19 protein-coding genes are annotated in these 21,231 nt (G+C 55.6%); 9 read left to right on the top strand and 10 right to left on the bottom strand.

Annotated features, from left to right (window positions below):
• Positions 1-20 precede the first annotated feature (20 nt).
• From ABJI08_RS14130 to msrA, 4 genes are all read left to right on the top strand, one after another.
• Positions 21-1,538 (top strand): trimethylamine methyltransferase family protein, encoded by a 1,518-nt coding sequence (locus ABJI08_RS14130; protein WP_348402487.1) that lies wholly within the window; start codon positions 21-23, stop codon positions 1,536-1,538.
• 31 nt (positions 1,539-1,569) lie between these two features.
• The gene (locus ABJI08_RS14125; RefSeq protein WP_348402486.1) at positions 1,570-4,041 is read left to right on the top strand and encodes an FAD-dependent oxidoreductase; all 2,472 of its coding nucleotides are present in this window, start codon (positions 1,570-1,572) and stop codon (positions 4,039-4,041) included.
• A gap of 141 nt (positions 4,042-4,182) precedes the next feature.
• Positions 4,183-4,632 carry a peptide-methionine (R)-S-oxide reductase MsrB gene (gene msrB / locus ABJI08_RS14120; protein WP_348402485.1) on the top strand — a complete coding sequence of 150 codons (450 nt, stop codon included), beginning with the start codon at positions 4,183-4,185 and terminating at the stop codon, positions 4,630-4,632.
• A complete protein-coding gene (msrA, locus tag ABJI08_RS14115; protein WP_348402484.1) occupies positions 4,629-5,129 on the top strand; it encodes a peptide-methionine (S)-S-oxide reductase MsrA in 501 nt (166 codons plus the stop codon). The genes msrB and msrA overlap by 4 nt, the downstream gene beginning before the upstream one ends.
• Positions 5,130-5,188: 59 nt before the next feature.
• On the opposite strand, the gene ABJI08_RS14110 is transcribed toward msrA, so the two are convergent.
• The 5 genes from ABJI08_RS14110 to ABJI08_RS14090 form a co-directional block, all read right to left on the bottom strand.
• Positions 5,189-7,195 carry a hydantoinase/oxoprolinase family protein gene (locus ABJI08_RS14110; RefSeq protein WP_348402483.1) on the bottom strand — a complete coding sequence of 669 codons (2,007 nt, stop codon included), beginning with the start codon at positions 7,193-7,195 and terminating at the stop codon, positions 5,189-5,191.
• Positions 7,196-7,245: 50 nt separating this feature from the next.
• Positions 7,246-8,304: a tRNA epoxyqueuosine(34) reductase QueG gene (gene queG / locus ABJI08_RS14105; protein ID WP_348402482.1), complete on the bottom strand. Its 1,059-nt coding sequence runs from the start codon at positions 8,302-8,304 to the stop codon at positions 7,246-7,248.
• An 89-nt stretch (positions 8,305-8,393) separates the two neighbouring features.
• On the bottom strand, positions 8,394-9,059 hold the full coding sequence (locus ABJI08_RS14100) for a glutathione S-transferase family protein (RefSeq protein WP_348402481.1): 666 nt from the start codon (positions 9,057-9,059) through the stop codon (positions 8,394-8,396).
• Positions 9,060-9,114: 55 nt separating this feature from the next.
• The gene (mtgA, locus tag ABJI08_RS14095; RefSeq protein ID WP_348402480.1) at positions 9,115-9,828 is read right to left on the bottom strand and encodes a monofunctional biosynthetic peptidoglycan transglycosylase; all 714 of its coding nucleotides are present in this window, start codon (positions 9,826-9,828) and stop codon (positions 9,115-9,117) included.
• 294 nt (positions 9,829-10,122) lie between these two features.
• The gene (locus tag ABJI08_RS14090; protein WP_348402479.1) at positions 10,123-10,485 is read right to left on the bottom strand and encodes a VOC family protein; all 363 of its coding nucleotides are present in this window, start codon (positions 10,483-10,485) and stop codon (positions 10,123-10,125) included.
• 519 nt (positions 10,486-11,004) lie between these two features.
• Between ABJI08_RS14090 and ABJI08_RS14085 the strand changes: the two genes are divergently transcribed.
• The 5 genes from ABJI08_RS14085 (at position 11,005) to ABJI08_RS14065 (ending at position 15,023) form a co-directional block, all read left to right on the top strand.
• The gene (locus tag ABJI08_RS14085) at positions 11,005-11,940 is read left to right on the top strand and encodes a pyridoxamine 5'-phosphate oxidase family protein (RefSeq protein ID WP_348402478.1); all 936 of its coding nucleotides are present in this window, start codon (positions 11,005-11,007) and stop codon (positions 11,938-11,940) included.
• A 93-nt stretch (positions 11,941-12,033) separates the two neighbouring features.
• Complete coding sequence (locus ABJI08_RS14080; RefSeq protein ID WP_348402477.1) at positions 12,034-12,702, top strand: cupin domain-containing protein; 669 nt, start codon at positions 12,034-12,036, stop codon at positions 12,700-12,702.
• Complete coding sequence (locus ABJI08_RS14075; RefSeq protein WP_348402476.1) at positions 12,702-13,385, top strand: SDR family NAD(P)-dependent oxidoreductase; 684 nt, start codon at positions 12,702-12,704, stop codon at positions 13,383-13,385. The genes ABJI08_RS14080 and ABJI08_RS14075 overlap by 1 nt, the downstream gene beginning before the upstream one ends.
• 4 nt (positions 13,386-13,389) lie before the next feature.
• Positions 13,390-14,445 carry an NAD(P)/FAD-dependent oxidoreductase gene (locus tag ABJI08_RS14070; RefSeq protein WP_348402475.1) on the top strand — a complete coding sequence of 352 codons (1,056 nt, stop codon included), beginning with the start codon at positions 13,390-13,392 and terminating at the stop codon, positions 14,443-14,445.
• 5 nt (positions 14,446-14,450) lie between these two features.
• On the top strand, positions 14,451-15,023 hold the full coding sequence (locus tag ABJI08_RS14065) for a TetR/AcrR family transcriptional regulator (protein ID WP_348402474.1): 573 nt from the start codon (positions 14,451-14,453) through the stop codon (positions 15,021-15,023).
• 293 nt (positions 15,024-15,316) lie between these two features.
• Here the strand turns inward: ABJI08_RS14065 and ABJI08_RS14060 are convergent, their stop codons facing one another.
• The 5 genes from ABJI08_RS14060 to ABJI08_RS14040 form a co-directional block, all read right to left on the bottom strand.
• A complete protein-coding gene (locus ABJI08_RS14060; protein ID WP_348402473.1) occupies positions 15,317-16,552 on the bottom strand; it encodes a Tm-1-like ATP-binding domain-containing protein in 1,236 nt (411 codons plus the stop codon).
• Positions 16,553-16,562: 10 nt separating this feature from the next.
• Positions 16,563-18,047: an aldehyde dehydrogenase family protein gene (locus ABJI08_RS14055; RefSeq protein ID WP_348402472.1), complete on the bottom strand. Its 1,485-nt coding sequence runs from the start codon at positions 18,045-18,047 to the stop codon at positions 16,563-16,565.
• Between the two features lie 6 nt (positions 18,048-18,053).
• Positions 18,054-19,571, bottom strand: coding sequence for a tripartite tricarboxylate transporter permease (locus ABJI08_RS14050; RefSeq protein ID WP_348402471.1), 1,518 nt, complete (start codon positions 19,569-19,571; stop codon positions 18,054-18,056).
• A gap of 12 nt (positions 19,572-19,583) precedes the next feature.
• Positions 19,584-20,123: a tripartite tricarboxylate transporter TctB family protein gene (locus ABJI08_RS14045; protein ID WP_348402470.1), complete on the bottom strand. Its 540-nt coding sequence runs from the start codon at positions 20,121-20,123 to the stop codon at positions 19,584-19,586.
• Positions 20,124-20,197: 74 nt separating this feature from the next.
• Positions 20,198-21,142 (bottom strand): tripartite tricarboxylate transporter substrate-binding protein, encoded by a 945-nt coding sequence (locus ABJI08_RS14040; protein WP_348402469.1) that lies wholly within the window; start codon positions 21,140-21,142, stop codon positions 20,198-20,200.
• Positions 21,143-21,231: the final 89 nt, after the last annotated feature.

Below are 21,231 nucleotides of genomic sequence, written 5' to 3'. Positions count from 1 at the left end.
CTTTCTCCACGGAGTCCAATATGGCCCGCCGTAACCGCAAATATCGCACCCGAACCGACAACCTAGGTGTTTTGCCCTCGCCCCATATCCGGCGGGTCCTGCCCTTTTTCGATCCGCTCGACGCGGAACAGATCAACCGTCTGGAAACGCAAGTTGACTGGATCATGCAGGATGTGGGCATCGCATTTCGCGACGATCCCGAGGCGCTGCGCATCTGGAAAGATGCCGGCGCTAATGTCGACGAAGACACAGTACGCATGCCCGCCGATCAGATCCGCGCGCTTTGTAAAACCGCGCTACGCGATTTTGTGCAACTGGCCCGCAATCCGGACCGATCTGTCACTATCGGCGGCAATAATCAGGTCTTCGCCCCGATCTATGGCGCCCCGTTTGTACGCGACCTGCATAGCGGCCGCCGCTATGCCACGTTTGATGACTTTGAAAAGCTCGTAAAGCTGGCTTACATGCATCCCAACCTGCATCACACCGGTCTTGTGATTGCCGAACCCACGGACATCCCTGTGAACAAACGCCATTTGGATATGGTGCTGGCACATATGACCCTGTCGGACAAACCACATCTGGGCGCCATTACCGAGATGAGCCGCGCGCAGGACAGCATTGACATGGCCGAAATCCTGCATGGGCGGGACGTGATGGACCAGAACTGCGTAATCATGGGCAACGTCAACACCAATTCGCCGCTGCTCATCGACAAGGTCGTGACCGAAGCGATCCGCGTTTATTGCAGGCGCGGTCAAGGCATTGTTGTTGTGCCGTTTATCCTGTCCGGTGCCATGGGGCCGGTCAGCACCGCGGCGTCGGTGGCTCAGGCCATGGCCGAAGCGTTAATGGTCTGCGCCTTTTCGCAGTTGGTGCGCCCGGGCGCACCCTTTGTACTGGGTAATTTTTTGTCGTCGATGTCGCTAAAATCCGGCGCACCAACTTTTGGCATGCCTGAACCGGTGATGTCTAATTATGCTATCGGCCAACTGGCCCGCCGCGCCGGGCTACCGCTGCGCTGTGGTGGATCGCTAACCGCATCTAAGATCGAAGATGCCCAAGCAGCGTATGAGAGCGCGGATTCGATGCATTCGACCATGTTGGCGGGTGCCAATTTTGTACTGCATGCCGCTGGCTGGCTCGAAGGCGGGCTGTGCACCGGATTTGAAAAGTTGATCATGGATGCTGACCGGCTGGGCAGTTATCAAAAACTGCTGGGGCAAGGGCTGGATGTCAGCGACGAAGCCTTGGCGCGCGACGCCTATGGAGAAGTGAAACCGGGCGGTCATTTTCTCGGCTCGGCGCACACATTCCGCAATTACCAGAACGCCTTTTACGAACCCACGCTCAGCGACAGCGAAAATGTCGAAAGCTGGGAGGAAGCAGGATCAAAAGACATGCGCCAGCGTGCCTATGACTGCTGGACCGGGATGCTGGAACGATACGAACCGCCCCCCATCGACATCGCCATCAAAGAAGAGCTGAGCGGCTTTGTGGCCAAGCGCAAAGCCGACCTTCCCGACGTTTGGTATTAAAACCTGATCGACAGACTATGAGGATCACACCATGACCAACATATTGGCTCAATCCGCACTGAACATTCACAAAGACGACACCAGCCGCGGCAAACCGCTTCCCAGCCACACCAAGGTTGTCATCATCGGTGGTGGCGTGGTGGGCTGTTCGATCCTGTTTCATCTGGCCAAGTTCGGATGGAAAGATGCGATCCTTCTGGAACGCAATGAGCTGACCTCGGGGTCCAGCTGGCATGCGGCGGGGCAAATACACACGATCTCGTCCGACCCAAATATATCGCGTCTGCAGAGCTATACGATCAACCTGTACAAAGAGATCGAAGAGCTGTCGGGCCATTCTGTCGGCCTGCACATGACCGGCGGGTTTTATCTGGCGTCCAACAAAGCCTGGTATGATTACCTGAAACGCGAACGCTCCAAGGCGCGCTATATGGGATTGGAACAGGAATGGATCAGCCCGCAAGAACTGTCGCAACGCCACCCTCTGATCGACGGCAAACACTATTACGCCGCGCTTTGGGATGATCAGGACGGCGATCTTGACCCCTCGGGCACAACCTATGCCTTTGCCAAAGCGGCACGGCACTACGGTGCGCAATATTTTACCCACACACCAGTTACAGCAACCAAAATGCGCAGCGATGGACTGTGGGAGGTCACCACATTACGAGGAACAGTCATTGCCGAACATGTGGTCAATTGCGGTGGGCTTTGGGCGCGGGAGGTCGGGCATATGGCCGGTCTAAACCTGCCTGTGCAACCGATGGAACACCATTACCTATTGACCGACCGGATCGACGAAGTCGCCACTTTTGGATCGCGACTACCGTGCGGCATTGATTACGAAGCCAACATTTATTTCCGTCAGGAGCGCGAGGGCATGTTGCTGGGCACCTACGAACCAGTTGGAGTTCCTTGGAAAGTTGGCGGCACCCCGTGGAGTTTTGGACACGACTTGCTGCAACCCAATCTGGACCACATTGCAGACCGGTTAGAGCTTGGTTTTGAACGTATCCCGGCGCTGGCCAGCGTCGGGATCAAGGACGCCATCAATGGCCCGTTCACTTTTGGTCCGGATGGCAACCCGATGATCGGCCCGGTGCCCGGCATGCGTAATTATTGGACGGCCGTGGGTGTCATGGCCGGTTTTTGTCAGGGCGGCGGCGTTGGGTTAACCATGGCGGAATGGATGATCGACGGTGAACCCTCAATCGATGTCTGGGCGATGGACATCGCGCGGTTTGGCAATTGGGCAACCCCCGATTGGGGCACTATCAAAAGCTGCGAGAACTACGAACGTCGCTTTGTGATGACATTCCCCAATGAAACCTTGCCCAAGGGTCGCAAACAACAAACCACCGCGCTTTATGACCGATTGGTCGCCAAAGGCGCCCGCATGGGTCAGGCCTTTGGTTTGGAACATGTGCTGTGGTTCGCCGACGGGCCTGAGGACGCATGGGAAGACCCGACATTCGAACGCAACCGCAGCCATGACTATGTCGCCCGCGAAGTCCACGCCGTACGCACCGGTGTCGGCGGGATTGAGATTGCCAATTTTGCCAAACACGTGATCAAAGGCCTGGGCGCGCGTAACTGGCTGAATAAAACTATGGCCGGGTACATTCCTAAACCCGGGCGCATGACATTAACTCCTATGATCACCGAAAAGGGTCGGCTCTATGGCGATCTCACAGTTGCCTGTCTGGATGAAGAGCATTTCATGCTGTTCGGTTCGGGCGCCATGCAGGATGCGCACAGCCGGTTTTTTGCCAAGACCTTGCCCGATGATGTCATCCACGAAAACCAGACCGCCGACTGGCACGGCATCGCCTTATCTGGCCCGAAGTCACGCGACCTGTTACAACGGATCACGCGCGATGATGTCTCGGGCAACGCGTTCAAATTCCGCGATACATGTAAAACATTCGTCGGCGGCGTGCCAGTGATTCTGAACCGGATCAGCTTCTCTGGCGAGCTGGGTTATGAAGTTTATTGCCGTCCACAGTACCTGATCCGGCTGTCCGAGGCGATCGAAGAGGCCGGCGCCGATCTGGGGTATCGCTGGTATGGAAACCGAGCCCTGATGTCGTTGCGTCTGGAAAAGGGGTGGGGCGCGTGGGGACTGGAGTTCCGCCCCGACTTTAACGCCATCGACTCCGGGATGGATGTCTTTATCAATTGGAACAAAGACTTTGTTGGCAAGGACGCCACGCTGAAACTCAAACAAGACGGTGTGACGCGCAAGCTGGTCACGCTGTTGGTGGACACGCGCATTGACGTCACTCAGGACGAAGCTGTGCTCAAAGACAACAACGCCGTGGGCTATGTCACTTCCGGTGGTTATGCGCATCATGTCGGCAAGTCTCTGGCGATGGCCTATGTCAGCTCTGACAACGCCGATCCGGGCACCGCGCTGCACGTCGAAATTCTGGGCGAAATGTATTGCGCCGAGGTTTTAGGAGGCCCGGTCTATGACGCCAATGGAGCCAACATGCGCAGCTAGTCAAACACCTGACCAGTCAGTGCCCCTTGAGACACCCAAAGGGTTCAGCATCTCTGATCACCTTGCCTTGACCGGCCTGTAATATCCCTATTCTAATGCTGTTTCAGTCCCATATTCCGAAGGGACTGTAAGGAGACGCGCATGACAAATTATTTCAAAGATCCCGATGTGATCGCCACTTTGACCGACGAACAACGCTGGGTGACGCAAGACAGCGGCACAGAACGTCCCGGAACGGGCAAGCTGCTGAACAACAAAGAGCCCGGTATCTATGTTGATGTTGTGTCCGGCGAACCGTTGTTTGCCAGCTCGGACAAATACGAATCCGGCTGCGGCTGGCCCAGTTTCACTAAACCCATCGAAACAAAACATGTCACGGAACACCACGATTCTACGCACGGTATGGTGCGCACCGAGGTCCGCTCGACCTATGGTGACAGCCATCTGGGGCACGTGTTCCCCGACGGTCCGCAGGATCGCGGCGGATTGCGGTATTGTATCAATTCCGCCAGCCTGAGGTTTGTGCATCGCGACGATATGACGTCCGAAGGATACAGCGCCTATCTTGATCAGGTGGAGGACGTGACATGAGCGAACGCGCGGTTCTGGCTGGTGGTTGTTTCTGGGGTATGGAAGATCTGATCCGCAAATTGGACGGCGTTTTGGCGACGCGGGTTGGCTATACCGGCGGCGATGTGCCCAATGCCACCTATCGAGACCATGGTACCCACGCCGAGGGTATCGAGATCACTTTTGACCCGGCGCGCATCAGCTTTCGCCAGTTGCTGGAATTTTTCTTTCAGATCCACGACCCGACAACGCCAAATCGACAGGGCAACGATATGGGCATGTCCTATCGGTCAGCGATCTACTTTGTCGACGATGCGCAGAAAGCTGTGGCCGCTGACACGATTGCCGATGTTGACGCGTCTGGCCTTTGGCCCGGAAGGGTTGTGACCGAGGTAGAGCCTGTTGGCGATTTCTGGGAGGCTGAAGACTATCATCAGGACTATCTGGAAAAACACCCCAACGGATATACCTGCCATTTCCCGCGCGCCGGTTGGGTTCTGCCAAAACGCGCAGGCTGACAATCTGAATCGCCACGCCCGGCGTCATATCGGGTGTGGCGATTGGGGCAAAACAGTCTCTAATTCACCGCAATACGCGGCCGACCAGAGACCTCCACAACAATATCGGCCTCAACAAAGATCTCCCGACCTTCGGCCTGTGTCGTCCGCACATCACGTTGGGCCGATATTCGCACATCGACCGCCCCGGCTTTGTCCGCCTCGACACGCGCACGTTTGGTAAGTTCGGTTTCCAGCAAACTCAACGCCGCTTCCAACGCGTTAAAATCTTGCGGCCCCTCAGGCAGATGCACCCGAAAACGTCCTTCGCTCGGGCACGTGACCGTTCCGGCCTTGCGGATCGTAACCCGTCCAACAACCGCACCGATGGCATTTGCCACGCCTGCATGGGTCGGCAACTCCATCTGACAGCCCAGCCGTTGCCCAACCGCCGGATAATACGCACTCGCAGAGGCACCCAATCCAATCACCGGGCTCTGCAACCCGGTGTTCAGCCGGACCAGACCCTCGTGACCCCTCAGGCCCCTTTGCATCAAAACGTGGCGCGCCAGGTCTGCTGCAGGCAATCCAAATGGGTCTTGCTCTTCGGCAAAACCAGTCTCTAGCAAAGCCAAACTTGTCTCATGCGTCAGCTGATCGATGATCATCAGGGCCATTTCTTTGGGATCAGGTGCCAGCATATGCCCCGCCCCGGTACGCCGCCGCCCCATCAACCGCAGCGCCTTTTCTGCCGCACCCTTGTCCCACACCGAAACATGTCCCAATACATGGCTCGCATCTGATGGCGTCGCACCGGCAACTTGCACCAGACCTCTGTCCACCAAACGCCGCATGGCCGTGACGTCCAGCCTTGATCGCAACACGTCTCCCAATGGGTGCACTTCGTCTCCGATCCGCTGCAACAGGGCCGCATCGCGCGGCTCAAGCGCGTCGGGGCTCGACCCGCCAACACAACGCACAAAGCGCCCGTCATGCTCTCCGGGCACCGGGCGACGCAACTGCTGGTACAGCGCATCGTGCACAGTGTCAGGCGCGTCCCTGGCAATTAGGGACACTGGCAAGATCCGCCGAGGCCCCAATGTGATGCCACCCGCCAGACCTTCAGCGACAAAATGCACTTCGCTGTCCCCGCCCAGCCCAAAGGTCCGCATCGCCACCGCCTCGACCATGGTACGATAGGGGCCCACACGGGCACCATCCGGGTCAATCGACGGACGCCCATTGCGCAAAACCGCCACATCTGTGGTGGTCCCGCCGATGTCACTGACCAGCGCATCCTGCGCGCCCGTCAGCCAGCGCGCGCCAACGATTGACGCCGCTGGTCCGCTCAGAATGGTTTCAATCGGACGTTCGCGCGCGAACTCTGCCGAAATCAACGCCCCATCACCGCGCACCACCATCAACGGCGCTGTGATACCCAGCGCCGCTAGCTGCGATTGTGCGCGCCCGATCAACCGGTCAATCATACCGATCAACCGCGCATTCAGCACCGCTGTCATCGCCCGCTTCGGGCCGTTCAATCGCGAAGACAAATGATGCGACGCGCTGACAGGCCGCCCCGTGATCTGCTGGATCAGCGCGGCCGCCCTTTGCTCATGCGCCGGGTTGCGCGTGGCAAACTGCGCGGCAATGGCAAAACCGGACACGTCGCGTCCATGCGCATCTAGCCAACGCCTCAGCCGGTCCTCATCCAGCGCCACTTTTTCGCCGCCTGCATGATCATGGCCCCCCGCAATATGTAACGCAGGGTCGCCAGACAAGGCACCGTTCAACCCATGCTTTTCCAGATCGCCATTGCGAAACCCGATCAGGATCAGCGCCACGCGCCCGCCCTGCCCTTCGACCAGCGCATTTGTCGCCAATGTCGTGGAGAGGGACGCCAGCGCCACCTCCTCCGGGCGCACCGCGCCGTCACGCAATACTGCAGAGACTGCCGCGCCAATACCTTCGGCCAGATCGTGGCGTGTGGTCAGCGCCTTGGCCGACGCCACAACATCCCTTTCGTCCCGGATCAGCACTGCATCAGTATAGGTGCCGCCAGTATCCACCCCCAATGACAAAGCCATTCAGGTCATCTCCCTTGTTCGCGCGCCCCTAATAACGACTAAACCAGAGACTATTCCAGCTCAATTGCGACCTCTCGCAACCGCTTTACCGCCCATTTGGCCGCGTCAGCCACGGTTGCATCCGGGTCCTCACACAACCCTTGCGCCACATTTATCAACGACTGGTCCCCGGAATTCCCTATGGCATAAAGCACATTGCGCACAAACCGGTCTCGCTTGATCCGCTTAACGGGTGATCCCGAAAAGAACGCCCTGAACTCAGCGTCATCCAGCACAGCAAGCTCTCCCAGACGCGGGGCCACCAAATCGGCCCGTGCTGCATAACGGATTTCTCGCGCACTGACTGCAAACTTGTTCCACGGACAGGCCGCCAGACAATCATCACAGCCATATATGCGATTGCCCAATAACGGCCGCAACGCTTCGTCAACAGGACCATGATGTTCAATTGTCAGATAGGAAATGCAACGCCGCGCATCGATCTGGTTGGGGGCCGGGAAAGCACCCGTCGGACAGGCGTCCAGACAGGCGCGACAACTGCCGCAATGATCCACTTCCGGGGCGTCCACCGGTAAATCGAGCGTGGTAAAGACCGAACCGATAAAGAACCACGAGCCTAGATCACGGCTTACCAGATTGGTATGCTTGCCCTGCCAACCCAACCCTGCTGCCTGCCCTAATGGCTTTTCCGGTACGGGGGCTGTATCTACAAACACTTTAACTTCGGTCTCAGGCCCGGCCTCAGCAATCAACCATCGTGCTAACCGTTTCAGGCGTTTCTTGACAATGTCATGGTAATCCCGGTTCTGCGCATAAACTGAAATCGCCCCCCGGTCCGGGCGCCTATGAATCTCAATCGGATCATGCTCGGGCGTATAGCTCTCGCCCAACACAATAACAGACCGCGCCTGCGGCCAGAGCGCGGCCGGATTGGCGCGCCATTCGGTGCGCTCTGCCAACCAACCCATTTGACCGTGATAGCTTTCAGCCAGAAACCCGGCCAACCCGGCGGGCACATGTCCCACAGCATCCGGGCGACAAACCCGCGCCATGTCAAACCCCACCGCGCGCGCCTCGGCGATCAGACGGGCTTTCACCTCAGCAGACACCGGCCCGCTCCTTCATTTTGCCCAAAACACTCCGGGGGTGAATTGGGCCGCATGGCCCAAGAGGGGGCTGGCCCCACCCCGGGGCCTGTTCAGAAATCCAGATCGGCATAATGCGCCGGAGGCAGAAACCCCGGAATCTGATCGGCCAAAAGTGACCGAAACGCCGGGCGCGACTTGATCGTCGCATACCAGTCTTTGACCACAGCCGACCGGTTCCAGTCTACATCTGAAATATAATCCAACGCACTCAGATGCGCCGCAGCGGCGAAATCGGCAAGCGTCATAACATCACCGGCCAGCCAGCGACGGTGGTCCAGCAGCCAGTGCATATAGTCCAGATGATACTTGATCGCCTTGGCACCGGCTTTGACATTACCGCTATCCGGATAACCCGACCCCATCACCTTTTTGTTGACCCGCTCATAAAGCAGCTTCGAGGTGACTTCATTGTGGAATTTGTCGTCAAACCACGCCACCAGTCTGCGCACTTCGTATCGGCCATCGGCGTCACGCGGCATCAGGCTGGGTTCAGGGTATTTTTCTTCCAGATATTCGCAGATGGCACTACTTTCGGCCATCATTTTGCCGTCCATCTTCAAAACGGGCACCTTGGCGGCGGGGTTACGGCGCAGAAAGTCCGCGTCTTTCTCCCAATACCGTTCTTCAACCAGTTCGACCTCGATCCGCTTCTCGCCAAGGCTCAGCCGCACCTTACGGCAATACGGGGACAAAGGAACATGAAATAGTCGGTTCATCGGGCAACACCAATTCTCGGGATTTCTACCTCTTTGCCTTGCCCCGCAGATATTTTCAATCCTCGAAACACCTTGCACGCGGCTCTTCGCGTATGGTTTCCGCACCGTCAAGGATTGAAGCGGCGCGCTTGCGTAGGTTGGCAGTGGGATTGCTGGCTGACCGCTGCTTGGGATTTGGCAAAACCGCTGCCAACCGCGCCGCCTGAACTGCACTCAGCTTTTCCGGACCAATGCCGAAATAATGCCGGGCTGCGGCCTCAACGCCAAACACACCTTCATCAAACTCAGCCACGTTCAGATATACTTCCAATATGCGCCGTTTTGACCATGTCAGTTCCACCAAAGGCGTCAGCAACGCCTCGATCGATTTGCGCGCCCAACTGCGCCCTTGCCACAGATAGACATTCTTGACCACTTGCTGGCTGATGGTTGACGCCCCGCGCCCACCACCGGAATCCAACGCGGCCCGGATTGCCTTAATGTCGAAACCCCAATGCAGACAGAAATTCGCATCCTCTGCAGCCACCACTGACCGACGCATCACCGGAGCGATTTCTTCGATGGGCACCCATTCCCGATCAATCTGGCCCAGCCGTCGATATTCGGACATCATCGTCCATGTGGTGGGTGGATTGATCACGGAAAACAGCAGCACCATCAAAAGCACCAACGACACGATCCAGACCAACGAGCGACGCAACCAATAACGCCCCCGCAACAATTGCCGTCTGAACCAGCCGCGCTTTTTGGGCGCTTTCTTTTTGGCCATGTTCTACTCACTCCGTCCTCACTGTCGGAGTAATCATTCCCGGTTCATTGCGCAAGCGCGGGCAGCGTCTCGCTCTTAACTCTGACTTCCTTCGACTGGTTACGCGTTGTCCCACGACGAATTTCGACGGCTATGCTGGAAGAGTACTTATCCTTTTGGCTGCGAAAAGCCGAGAAAGCCCGCAATCGACACTGCTTTTATCTTTCGGAGGCAGTCGCTGTTGTATGGAAAGGCAAAGGGCTCGCCCCGACTTCTCTAGGCGAGCCGCTACTTCAGTTACGTCCGAACGGATCGTTATCCAAAGATGTAGAACGCCATTTTGTTCCCATCGGGGTCACGGGCGTAGGCGCCGTAGAAAACATCCTCGATACGTTGACCAGGCTCGCCTTCCGATGTTGCACCAAGGGAAATGGCCTTGTGATAATACGCATCTACTTCACCTTTTGAAGATGCCGTGAATGCAACCATTGCACCATTGCCGCAACTGGGGGCATTGCCATCATGCGGTTCACAGACGGCGATCATAGGTGCGTCGATTGTTTTTCCAATCATGGCCAAACGGCCGATGTCGACTTGAACAGTTGCGTCGAACAGTTCTGTATAGAACGCTTTCGCTTTCTCAATGTCTTTAACGCCAATGGTTGAGTACCCGATCATGATGTTTCCTTTTTGAGTTGAACAATATCCTACCTACTAGAAGGTTGTTGAATTCAATTCAAGCCAAACCCAAGCCCTCACTTGAATGTGACCGCCCACCAGTTGGACCAGCGCTCCAGAAGCTCTGGACCATGGGTCACAAGACCGTTGCCTATTACCCGCCATGTTTTGAAAGCTCCCGGAAACATGAACAACACCGACACGGGCGGATGTGGCACTGGAATTCTTGCCTTTAAGAACACTTTACGAAGCTCATCGTTCCGCAGGTTCCCTTGATCGGTCTCGATCTGTTCCAAAACCCCCTTTTTCGACTAAGGTAATTCCACCCTGATCTGGGTTGGAATGCGGATACCATCGTAAAACTCATTAATTCCTTCCTTCTGAAATGCCATCCGAACCGGCAGTCGACTTCAAGGATTCGAGAGGAGATTGAAATTGGGGCAGGCTGATGTTGATAGTTGTCAAACTATCTATTAGTAGGTAGTTAAACTTGATCGACAAACAAAGGAGGTAACCAACATGTTTCATCCGGCCAGCGTCTTTCACGAAGGCGAACGCAGCCTGCACGAAAAGCTAAATATCAAGGAGCGCCAGCATCAGCTTGGTTTGCGGATGATACGCGATCATATGCCAAATCAGCACCGAGACTTTTTCTCAAAGCTGGAAAGCGTTCATATTGGCGCAGTGGACGCTGACGGGCACCCATGGGCAGTCATGCGGACGGGTGCCGCGGGATTTATGGCATCTCCCGACAACAAGACCTTGTCGATTTCATCGCACCCTTTGCCCGGAGAACCCGATGATCTGGATTTCGCAATTGGCGCGAAGACAAGCGTCGTCGGGATCGAATTTGAAACCCAGCGCCGCAACCGTGTGAACGCGACGATTGACGCAGTAGAGAACGATAAACTGTCGTTTCGCGTTGATCAAAGCTATGGGAATTGCCCCAAATATATTCAAATTCGACATAAAGTACCGGCTGGCCCGTCGGTCCCAAAAATTCCTGTCACTTCTATAAAGTTGAGCACGGCAGACATAGACCAGATCACTCAGGCGGACACGCTCATGATTGCATCGCGCGCGGCGGAACTTGGGGATGATCCACGCGCAGGCGTCGATATTAATCACCGTGGAGGCATGCCCGGTTTTGTGACCGTGCTGGACGACAAGACGCTTCAGTTCCCCGACTATAAAGGGAACAGTTTTTACAACACCTTTGGCAACATCCATACAGACAAGCGCGTTGGGCTTCAGTTCGTCGACTTTGAGTCGGGAACTATGCTGAATATCAAAGGGACTGCCGAGCTGATCGAGGACATCAACAACGGTGAGTTGCCACTGATGGGGCGCGGGCTGCGCATCACTGTACAAACGGCGACACGCGCCGAAGGGGCGTTGCCAATTCGGTACAAGTTTGGCGCGTTTTCAGAGCGCAATCCAAACGTCACCCCATAAGGGAAACGCCTTGACCATCAGCCTACCTACTGGTAGGGATTATCTCGATCTACGACACAAGACACCGCCGAATTGCACAAAGGGAAACCACCTATGGAACTGAACGCTGACTTCGGCACACGTGTCGTCATCGAATCGGATCAGCTTGACTGGAGCGCCTCGCCCATGCCCGGCGTGGACCGTCGCATGTTAGACCGGATCGGCGGAGAAGTGGCCCGCGCGACCTCAATCGTGCGGTACGCGCCTGACAGTAAATTCTCGGCACATACGCATACAGGCGGCGAAGAATTCATCGTGTTGGATGGTGTGTTTCAGGACGAACATGGCGATTACCCAACCGGCACATACGTGCGTAATCCTCCAACCACATCGCACACGCCGGGGTCTGACGACGGATGCACGATTTTCGTGAAATTGTGGCAATTTGACCTGAATGACCGTACCCAGTTCCGCAAGACAATGGCCAATGAACTTGCCGCCCCAGTGAACGGCGTCGCCACTGCTGAATTGCACCGCGACGCGTTTGAGGTGGTCACTTACAGCCATCTGAAAGCAGGCACGACACTTAACAACACAGACGCTGGCGGGGTTGAAATGCTGGTGATCGGCGGCTCTGTGATCGAAAGTGGCGAATCCCTGGGCACCGGCGCTTGGCTACGTTTACCAGAGGGTCAGACGTTGAATGCAGAGGCAGGCAGTGATGGCGCAAAACTTTGGATCAAAACCGGTCATCTGACCCATGCGAAACCGCCGGCTGTCTGATGGCTGAGCAGAAACCCTTAGCTATCGTCGCAGGCGCCGGAGCTGGTCTTGGCCAGTCCATTATGTCTCGTTTTGAACAGGGCGGATTTGCCGTCGTCGGCCTTGGCCGTACGGCCCCGGCCAACCCTGTTGGCGCGTTTCACACGCTTGATTTATCGGACGAAACAGCAGTTCACGTTCGGATCGCACAGATCATCAAAACCTTCGGACCGCCCAAAGCCGTCGTTCACAACACTGCCGAGCTTGTCATCGCACCCTTTGGCGAAACGACCCTGGATGACTTTTCGCGGACCTGGACATCAATGGTGCAAACTGCGTTCCTGTTGGGCCAAACCACACTTGCCCCCATGGCGAATGCAGACGGCGGTACGTTCATTGTGTCGGGCGCCACGGCATCCTTGCGCGGTGGTGCAAATTTCGCTGCATTTGCCAGCGCCAAATTCGCGTTGCGCGGCCTCACACAATCAATGGCACGAGAGTACCAACCGCAGGGCGTGCATGTCTGCCACGCCATTCTGGATGGTATCATCGACACGGCCCGGTCACGTGATCTGCACAGCCTAGACCCTGCCAAAATGATGAAACCCGAAGACATTGCCGGAGCGTATTGGCAATTGGCCCACCAACCAAAATCCACTTGGACCCACGAACTGGATCTGCGTCCTGCAACGGAAGGGTTCTAAACCGATGACGGCGCTTATCATTGGCGGCGGCCTGTCCGGCCTCGCCCTTGCAGACGCGCTTGAGACGCAGGGCAAGGATTACGTTATGCTTGAGGCCCGGGCGCGGTTCGGCGGACGCATCAAAACCGAACACTGCCAAGGCGGGTATTTCGACATGGGCCCCACATGGTTCTGGCCCGGCCAACCCCGAATGGCTGCTCTCATCGACAGGCTCGGCCTTAAAAAGTTTGATCAATTTGCAATCGGCGATCTGATTTACGAAAACGAACGCGGTCAGGTCCAACGCGGTCGCGGCTTTTCGTCAATGCAAGGCTCCTGGCGTCTGCAGGGCGGGCTGGGGACAATGATACAAGCCCTCGTGGATCGGGTGCCTGACCACCGCAAAAGACTGAACGCCGACGTCACAAAGCTGACTCGTAAAGCGACCGGCGTCACCGCCTTGCTGAGCACAGGCGACACGGTAGAGGGGAACCAGGTGATTGTGTCGATGCCGCCGCGCGTCGCTGCCAAAATCGCCTTCGTCCAGCCCCTGCCCCAGGCTGCACTGACGTCCCTGCAAAACGTGCCGACATGGATGGCAGGACAAGCCAAAGCTGTCGCAGTTTACGACACCCCGTTTTGGCGCGAGGATGGGCTGTCAGGCGATGCACAAAGTCACTTTGGTCCAATGGTTGAGATCCACGATGCCTCTCCGGCACATGGCGGCCCCTATGCCCTGTTTGGTTTTATCGGTGTACCGCCAAATGCGCGCGCAGACGAACAAACTCTGCGCTGCCATCTGATGGAACAACTGATCCGTCTTTTCGGCGCCAAAGCGGCCAATCCGACACAACTTTACGTCACGGATTGGGCCTTTGATGCTTATACTTCAACCGAGGCCGATCTGGCCCCGCTTTATGCCCACCCAGCCTTTGGGCTGCCGTCCAGCCTGATGCACCTTTGGGACACCCGTTTGCATTTTTCCGGTGCTGAGCTCGCGCCCGAATTTGGCGGTTATCTCGAAGGGGCTTTGGAAGCTGCTGAAAACGTATTAAAGATTTTGGAAATCCAGGATAGGTGACCGAGATGCCAACAACCGACACAAAGACTGCTCTGCTTAACTCTGCCGAGAATGCCGCACGCAGACTTGGTTTTGACGGGTTTAGCTATGCCGATCTGGCCGAAGACGTTGGCATTCGAAAAGCAAGCATTCATCATCACTTCCCATCCAAAGCCAAACTCTCAGTCGCGTTGATGCAGCGGTATCGCGAGAATTTTCAAACTGTCTGCGCGGAAATTGACGCTTCGTTTGAAACCGGCGGTGCGCAATTGGCGGAACTCATCAAACAATACGAAATAGGTAGCGACGAAGGCAAACGCCTGTGCCTTTGCGCCTCGTTCTCGGCCAGCCGCGACAGCCTTGCCCCAGAAGTGGTCCATCAAATCAGCCTGTTTCGCACCATGGTAATCGGCTGGATGACAAACGCGTTTGAAAACGGGCGCGATGATGGCTCAATTTCTGGCGTATCTCAACCCGCGTTAGAGGCCGCCTCGACGATGTCCCTGTTGGAGGGCGCCCAACTGGCCGCCCGCGCAGAGGAAAATCCCGCACTGTTTGATAACGCCATCAAGCTTTTGATGACACGCATTTCCGCCTGAAGACGCACCACACACCTTATGACTTCCGATAACTCAAAACGCTGGTCCTCTCCCCGGTGCCGGTGTCGCGGACGCGACCTGCGCTGGCTTGCAACGGGATAACAACGTTGACCGGGTTCCTGAAGTAGCCGCACGCCAAAACCGGCGATGTGCATTTACACCCGAAGAAGCGCGCGATTTTGCCGAAGCTTTCTGGATTGGCGAGTGCCCCTAGAAGTCTGAATAATTGTTAGGAGCACAGGAAAAGGACCACGAAAATCTTTTGGCGACGTTGCAAAACTAAAAACCTTTCATCAGTCCACTTGTACGGTACCATCAGCGCACCACGCATCAAAAATTTCCAACGCCTTATCCGCAAACGCGGCATCGTTGATGTGGTGCGGAATGCGTTGCGCAGAAACATTCGCCGGCAAACTTGTTTCGATTTCACTCAAAAACGCGGCCAACCCTTCAGCATTATGGAGATCAGCACCTTCCCGGTCCCATTCCCCCAACCCTTTTTCAGGCAAAATCATTGTGACTGGCCCCTTTGCTGTTGCGAGCTGTTCACAATGCGCGCGTGCGATTTGTTGGGTTTCAGGGGCCTGCAATACAATCGATGTCAACAAACGGTTATGCGCGTGCTTCATATGGTTCGCCCATTTGTCATCAATGGGTTTCCAGCCGACCACATCCACCAAATCATAGCATCCCGGTGCCACGATTTGCGGGGTGCCATTGGCTCCTGCGTTGGTCAATCGGTCTGCTCCGGCAGAGATATTCGACCCTTGAATATGATTGCCCAATTCCTGTGTGCAAAAATCAAATACACAGGCAAAGGCCCCTTGCGCAGCAAGGCTTTCAAATGCGCGGCCACCCATGCCGGTGGAATGGAACACTGCGACCTCAAAACCACGCTCTTCCAGCGCAGGTTTTAGCGGCACCATATAACGCAGCGCGGTTTTTCCGAGCGACGTCATCCCGATCAGGGGCTTGCTCCGGTTCATTGGTTCAACCGCGCGCGCGGCACCAAGAACAGCTCCTGCCGCCTGACTCAGCGATGCTTTACACACGGAATTGAGGCCATAAAGCCCGCCCGCCCAAAGGATCATCTGCGTATCTGCCGCCAACCGTTCGGCCGGGATTAAGGGGGAGAAGGACACTGTCGAGACGATATATTTTGGCACGCCCAACGGCAAAGCGGAACACACATCCAGCGCCAGATCAGTGCCCATAGTGCCGCCAAGAACAATCATCGCATCGATTTTGTCTTCACGGTGCAGTCGGGCGGTAAGCAATGCGGCCCCCTGCCCCATAATTTGCATCGCAGTGTTTTCATTGCCGCTGTCTATCGCGGCCTTGATCGAACTTCCGCCTTCTTGTGCAACATCGTGTTTGGAAAAATCGCAAGGCTTTGATGGGTCTCCCAGAACGGACACATCCATCGTCAACACGTGCCCGCCTTGTTCGCGTATCACACCTGAAAGATAGCCCAGCTCGTCGTCTTTGGTGTCGTATGTGCCGATCACAAGTATGGTTTTATCGGTCATCGAATAGCTCCTACAATTTGATCCAGGCAGTCTTGAGGTTGACGTACTTGTCGATGGCATGCAGCGATTTGTCCGCCCCGTTGCCAGATTGCCCCACGCCGCCAAGCGGCACCGTCACATCCGGCCCGCCATATGTGTTCACATGCATCACACCTGTCCGCACGGCGCGGATCATGCGATGCGCGCGGCTTAGGCTGGATGTCCAAACGCCACCGGCCAACCCATAGACAGTCGAGTTCGCAATCTGGATTGCTTCGTCATCGGATGAAAACGGGGTCACGCCCAACACAGGTCCAAAGACCTCTTTTTGGGCCAGCGTCGCGTTTTGATCTACACCGGCGACAATTGTGGGGGCCATGTAATAGCCGCCCGTTTCTTCCAGAATGCGCGCGCCACCGGTGACAATGTGGCCACCTTCGGACTTGGCTGTTTCGACGAAACCAAGGTTTGCATTCAGCTGCACCTCGGAATTCACAGCGCCTATGTGCGTATCCATCTGCAATGGGTCACCAACGCGCATCGCCTCCGTGGCCGTGGCAACGGCCGCAACAAATTCATCATGGATCGACGCCTCGACCAACAGTCGCGAGCCAGCCACACAAACTTGCCCGGCATTGCGGAAAATTCCACCGGCTGCGACCTTAGCGGCCTCATCCAGATTTGGCGCGTCAGCGAAAATGATGTTTGGGGATTTGCCGCCCAATTCCAGATAGACGCGTTTCATATTGGAGCGTGCTGCGTATTCCATCAGCCTGCGGCCTGTACCACCCGACCCAGTGAACACCAAAACATCGACATCCATTGACAGACCCAAGGTTTCACCAACCACTGCACCTTCACCTGTTACCGCGTTCAAAACGCCGGCAGGCAGGCCAGCCTCAAGCGCCAGCTCCGCCAAGCGCATCAGTGATAAGGATGCCGTTTCCGACGGTTTCAACACCACCGAATTGCCCATCGCTAAGGCAGGCCCAAGCTTCCATGCGCCGATCATCAACGGAAAATTCCATGGAATGATCGCGCCGACAACGCCCACAGGTTCTTTGTGGATCATCCCCAATATGTCAGAAGACGTGGGAGCGATTTCGCCATACACCTTGTCCAAGGCTTCGGCGTAATACCGGATAGTTGCCGCCGCGGACCCCGGCTCGGCCTTGATCGCCATGCCGATTTCGGTGCCATTGTCGCGCACACCCAAAACGGCCAGCTCCAAGGCATTCGCCTCGATCAAATCGGCCCATTTCAGCATGACCTTTTTGCGGGCAGCGGGCGGTTGCCCTGACCAGCGACCATCCTCGAACGCCGCGCGGGCTGATGCAATCGCGGCCTCCATATCGGTCTTGGTGCCTTTGGCTGTCATTGTCAAAACCTGACCGTCAATGGGCGATATGATATCCATCACCTGCCCGTCGCTGGCGGGAACATGTTGCCCATCGATCAGATGCTGAAACGCTGGAACAGGCCGCGCGCGCAGCTCGTCGATTTGTGTTTGGTTCATGTTATCCTACCGCTGGTACGTGTCAGAAATGTTGTGTTCGTCATCTTCCGGTTCTGCCCGCCATTCTTTGATCAAACCACGAATATGTATGCCAACCACGATGAGGATCAGCGCAAAAAGGATCGCAGTAATCGGGCGGTCAATCATATCCAAAGGCGTTTTAAGGCGCGGTAAGGACGAACGAAGTTTGACTTCCATGATACCGCCCAGAACCATGCCCAAAATAATTGGCACAATCGGCAAGTTCAGACGCTTTAAAATCAAACCAAGCACACCAAAGCCCGCTGCAATCATGCAGTCGGTCAGCGAATTGCGCAGCGAATAAACACCCACGAACGACAGCAACAAGATCATGACACCCAAAAACCGTGTGGGAACGCGGATGATTTTGGTCAGCAAGTTTGTTGAGAACAGCAAGAACACCATCACGATGATATTCAACGCAATGAGCGCGAAATACAGCCCGTAAACCAGATCAATATTGTTCTGGAATAGTTGCGGGCCAGGGATCACATTGTGGACGTAAAACACGGACAACATCATGGCTGTCAGCGCCTCACCCGGAATACCAAGCGCGAGCAAGGGGATCATCGCGGCCGCGGGGACAGCGTTGTTGGCTGCCTCGGATGCAATCAACCCTTCTGGTGATCCTTTGCCGAACTTGTCTGGGTCTTTCGACGTCTTCTGCGCGTAGGTGTAGCTCATAAACTGAGCTGTAAATTCACCTGTCCCGGGGATCATCCCAAGCACCACACCAAACGCCGACGCAACAGTCGCAACGCGCTTGTGTTTCATCAATTCCTTGATGCCTGCCCCCATTTTTCCAGTGATCGGCTTGGCGTCTGGGCTGTCATCTGGTGACGTAAGCAAGAAGAATGCTTGGCTCAGCGCAAACAGGCCCAGCACGACAACAATCAGGTTCACGCCCGAGCTTAGGAACGAGTAGCCGAACGAATACCGCTGTGTGTAGGTGGTCGGGTCAAGTCCAACAGTTTGCAGAAAAATGCCAAACATCGCCAACAAACCGGCCGCAAATATCTGCCCTCGGTGCGCAAGAATTACAAGGATTATGCCTAACAACGCGGCCAAAAAAATCTCTCGACTGCCGAACATCGGAGCGATTAACGCCAATACCGGCGATAAAAGTATCAAACACCCAATGCCAAAAATGCCGCCCCAAAACGACGCGGAATAGGCCAATGAAACCGCGCGATGCGCCTCTCCGTTTTTGGTCATGGGATAACCATCATAGGATGTAAGTGCATTCACCGCCGTTCCCGGCGTGTTGATCAAAACGGCAGGAATAGCACCCCCATACATGGATGATCCGTAAATGCCGAGCAACATTGTAAGCCCCACAATCGGATCAAGAGAGAACGTAGCTGGCAACAAAATGGCGATTGCGACCGCAGGGCCCACACCCGGAATAGCGCCAATAATGACGCCCCCGATTGAGCCAATAAATAGGGCCATCATAACGTCCCAACGGGCCAGCATTTCCAACCCAGCAAAGATATTTTCCATAACGCTTTCCGATCAGAAATAAGTCAGCATGATCTGACGCAGCCCATTGGGCAGCTGCTCGTAGATCAAACCAGATGGAAGGTTTACTTGAAGAAAGGTCTTAAACAGCAGGACAATCACCACAGCAGATACAACAGCTGAAATCATCATCGGCAAACTGCGGTATCCGGCCCGGAACGCCAACGCGACCGCGAACACAACCGTTGTCAGAAGGTAACCGGTATACGGAATGAGTGCCGCATACGCGATGAACCAAGCGGCATATTCAAGCGCAGATATCCATAGCCAAACTTCTTGCCAACGCCCAGGAATCCGCACAGACCATGCTGATCCCAAGAGATGAAACGCAGCGAAAACCGTCATGCACCCCAGTGAAACAGCGGGCCAAAACCGCGGCTGAGCGAACAGTTTTGTTCCGGGGCGCCATGTGGTTTGATCCGTTAACTGGAGGATCAGAAATGCAGCCAATAAGAACAAAAACCAAGCGAACACGATATCCCCCGGTCGCCTGTAGCGTTTGAATAAGTTTTGAAGTGTCTTAACACGAGACATATCGCGGCTCCGTTCCTATGGTTTAGGATAATCGGGCAGCCAGAATGGCCGCCCGATAAGTCTAGGAATGAGTGCTACTGACCCAAAATATTGCCGATGAGATTCATCGTTTCGATATCTTGTTCAATCTGCGTGACAACTTCGGCAGCGGGCTGCCAGTACACAAGAGCACCGGTTTCAGCAGCCAATGTTTGCGCGCGTTCAGACGCCATTGTCTTTTCAGCGACAGCGCTGATTTTCTCTTGAACGTCTTGCGGCGTGTCAGCGTGAACAAACAGACCGTTCCACAACGACACGTTCAGGTTAGGGGCCAGCTCGGCGACCGTTGGCGAATCCGGCGTCAAGCCAATACGTTCCCCGCCGATAGAGGCAAGAACTTTCACATCATCAATACAAGGCAGTATCAATTGCAGGGTTGTGTTGATGACGTCCACATCGCCGGATGCCAATGTGTTGCAATCCAAAGCATCAAAGGCAGCGTCAGCCGCATAAGAGAAACCCATCTCGGCCGCCAAACCAAGTGTGACCTGCGTTGGCACCAAAGGTGCCCCAAAGTGACCAAGCACAACGTCGTTTTCTTGCGCGTGAGCTGCAAGGCCCGCCATGTCATTATAAGGTGCATTCGCGCCCGCAGCGATAACGAATGGATACGTCAGGAAGTTACCAAGCGGTACAAACGGATCAGGGTTCAGCTCTGGGATACCGATCTGCGGGCCAACAACTGGAATCGCGATGATGAACGAACCAACGGTGTAACCATCAGCGGGCGCATTCGCCACTTCGATCGCACCAGGAAATGGGCCGCCACCGCCGCCAGGTTTGTTCACGACGGCCGTCGGCACGCCGTATGCGTCTGAGAAGTCCTCAGCGATCATGCGCGTCAGAACATCTTCAAGATCTCCTGGAGGCCAGGGCACGACAAACTCAACAGGTTTCTCTGGGTATTCAGCTTGGGCACCACCAGCAACAGCAACCATCGCCAAAGCCATCGCAGAGGCAACTTTTGTAACTTTAAACATTGTATTCTCCCTGTTCTCGGTTCATATATTGAACCATCGTTGTGAAAAATAGCTTGCACGTTCAAAATGTATGTGTCAAACTTTTTCTC

This window comes from Shimia sp., from assembly GCF_039969785.1.
Classification (GTDB): Bacteria; Pseudomonadota; Alphaproteobacteria; order Rhodobacterales; family Rhodobacteraceae; genus Shimia.
The sequence above is the reverse complement of the archived record's forward strand: the minus strand, read 5'-3'. Positions and strand labels throughout refer to the sequence as shown.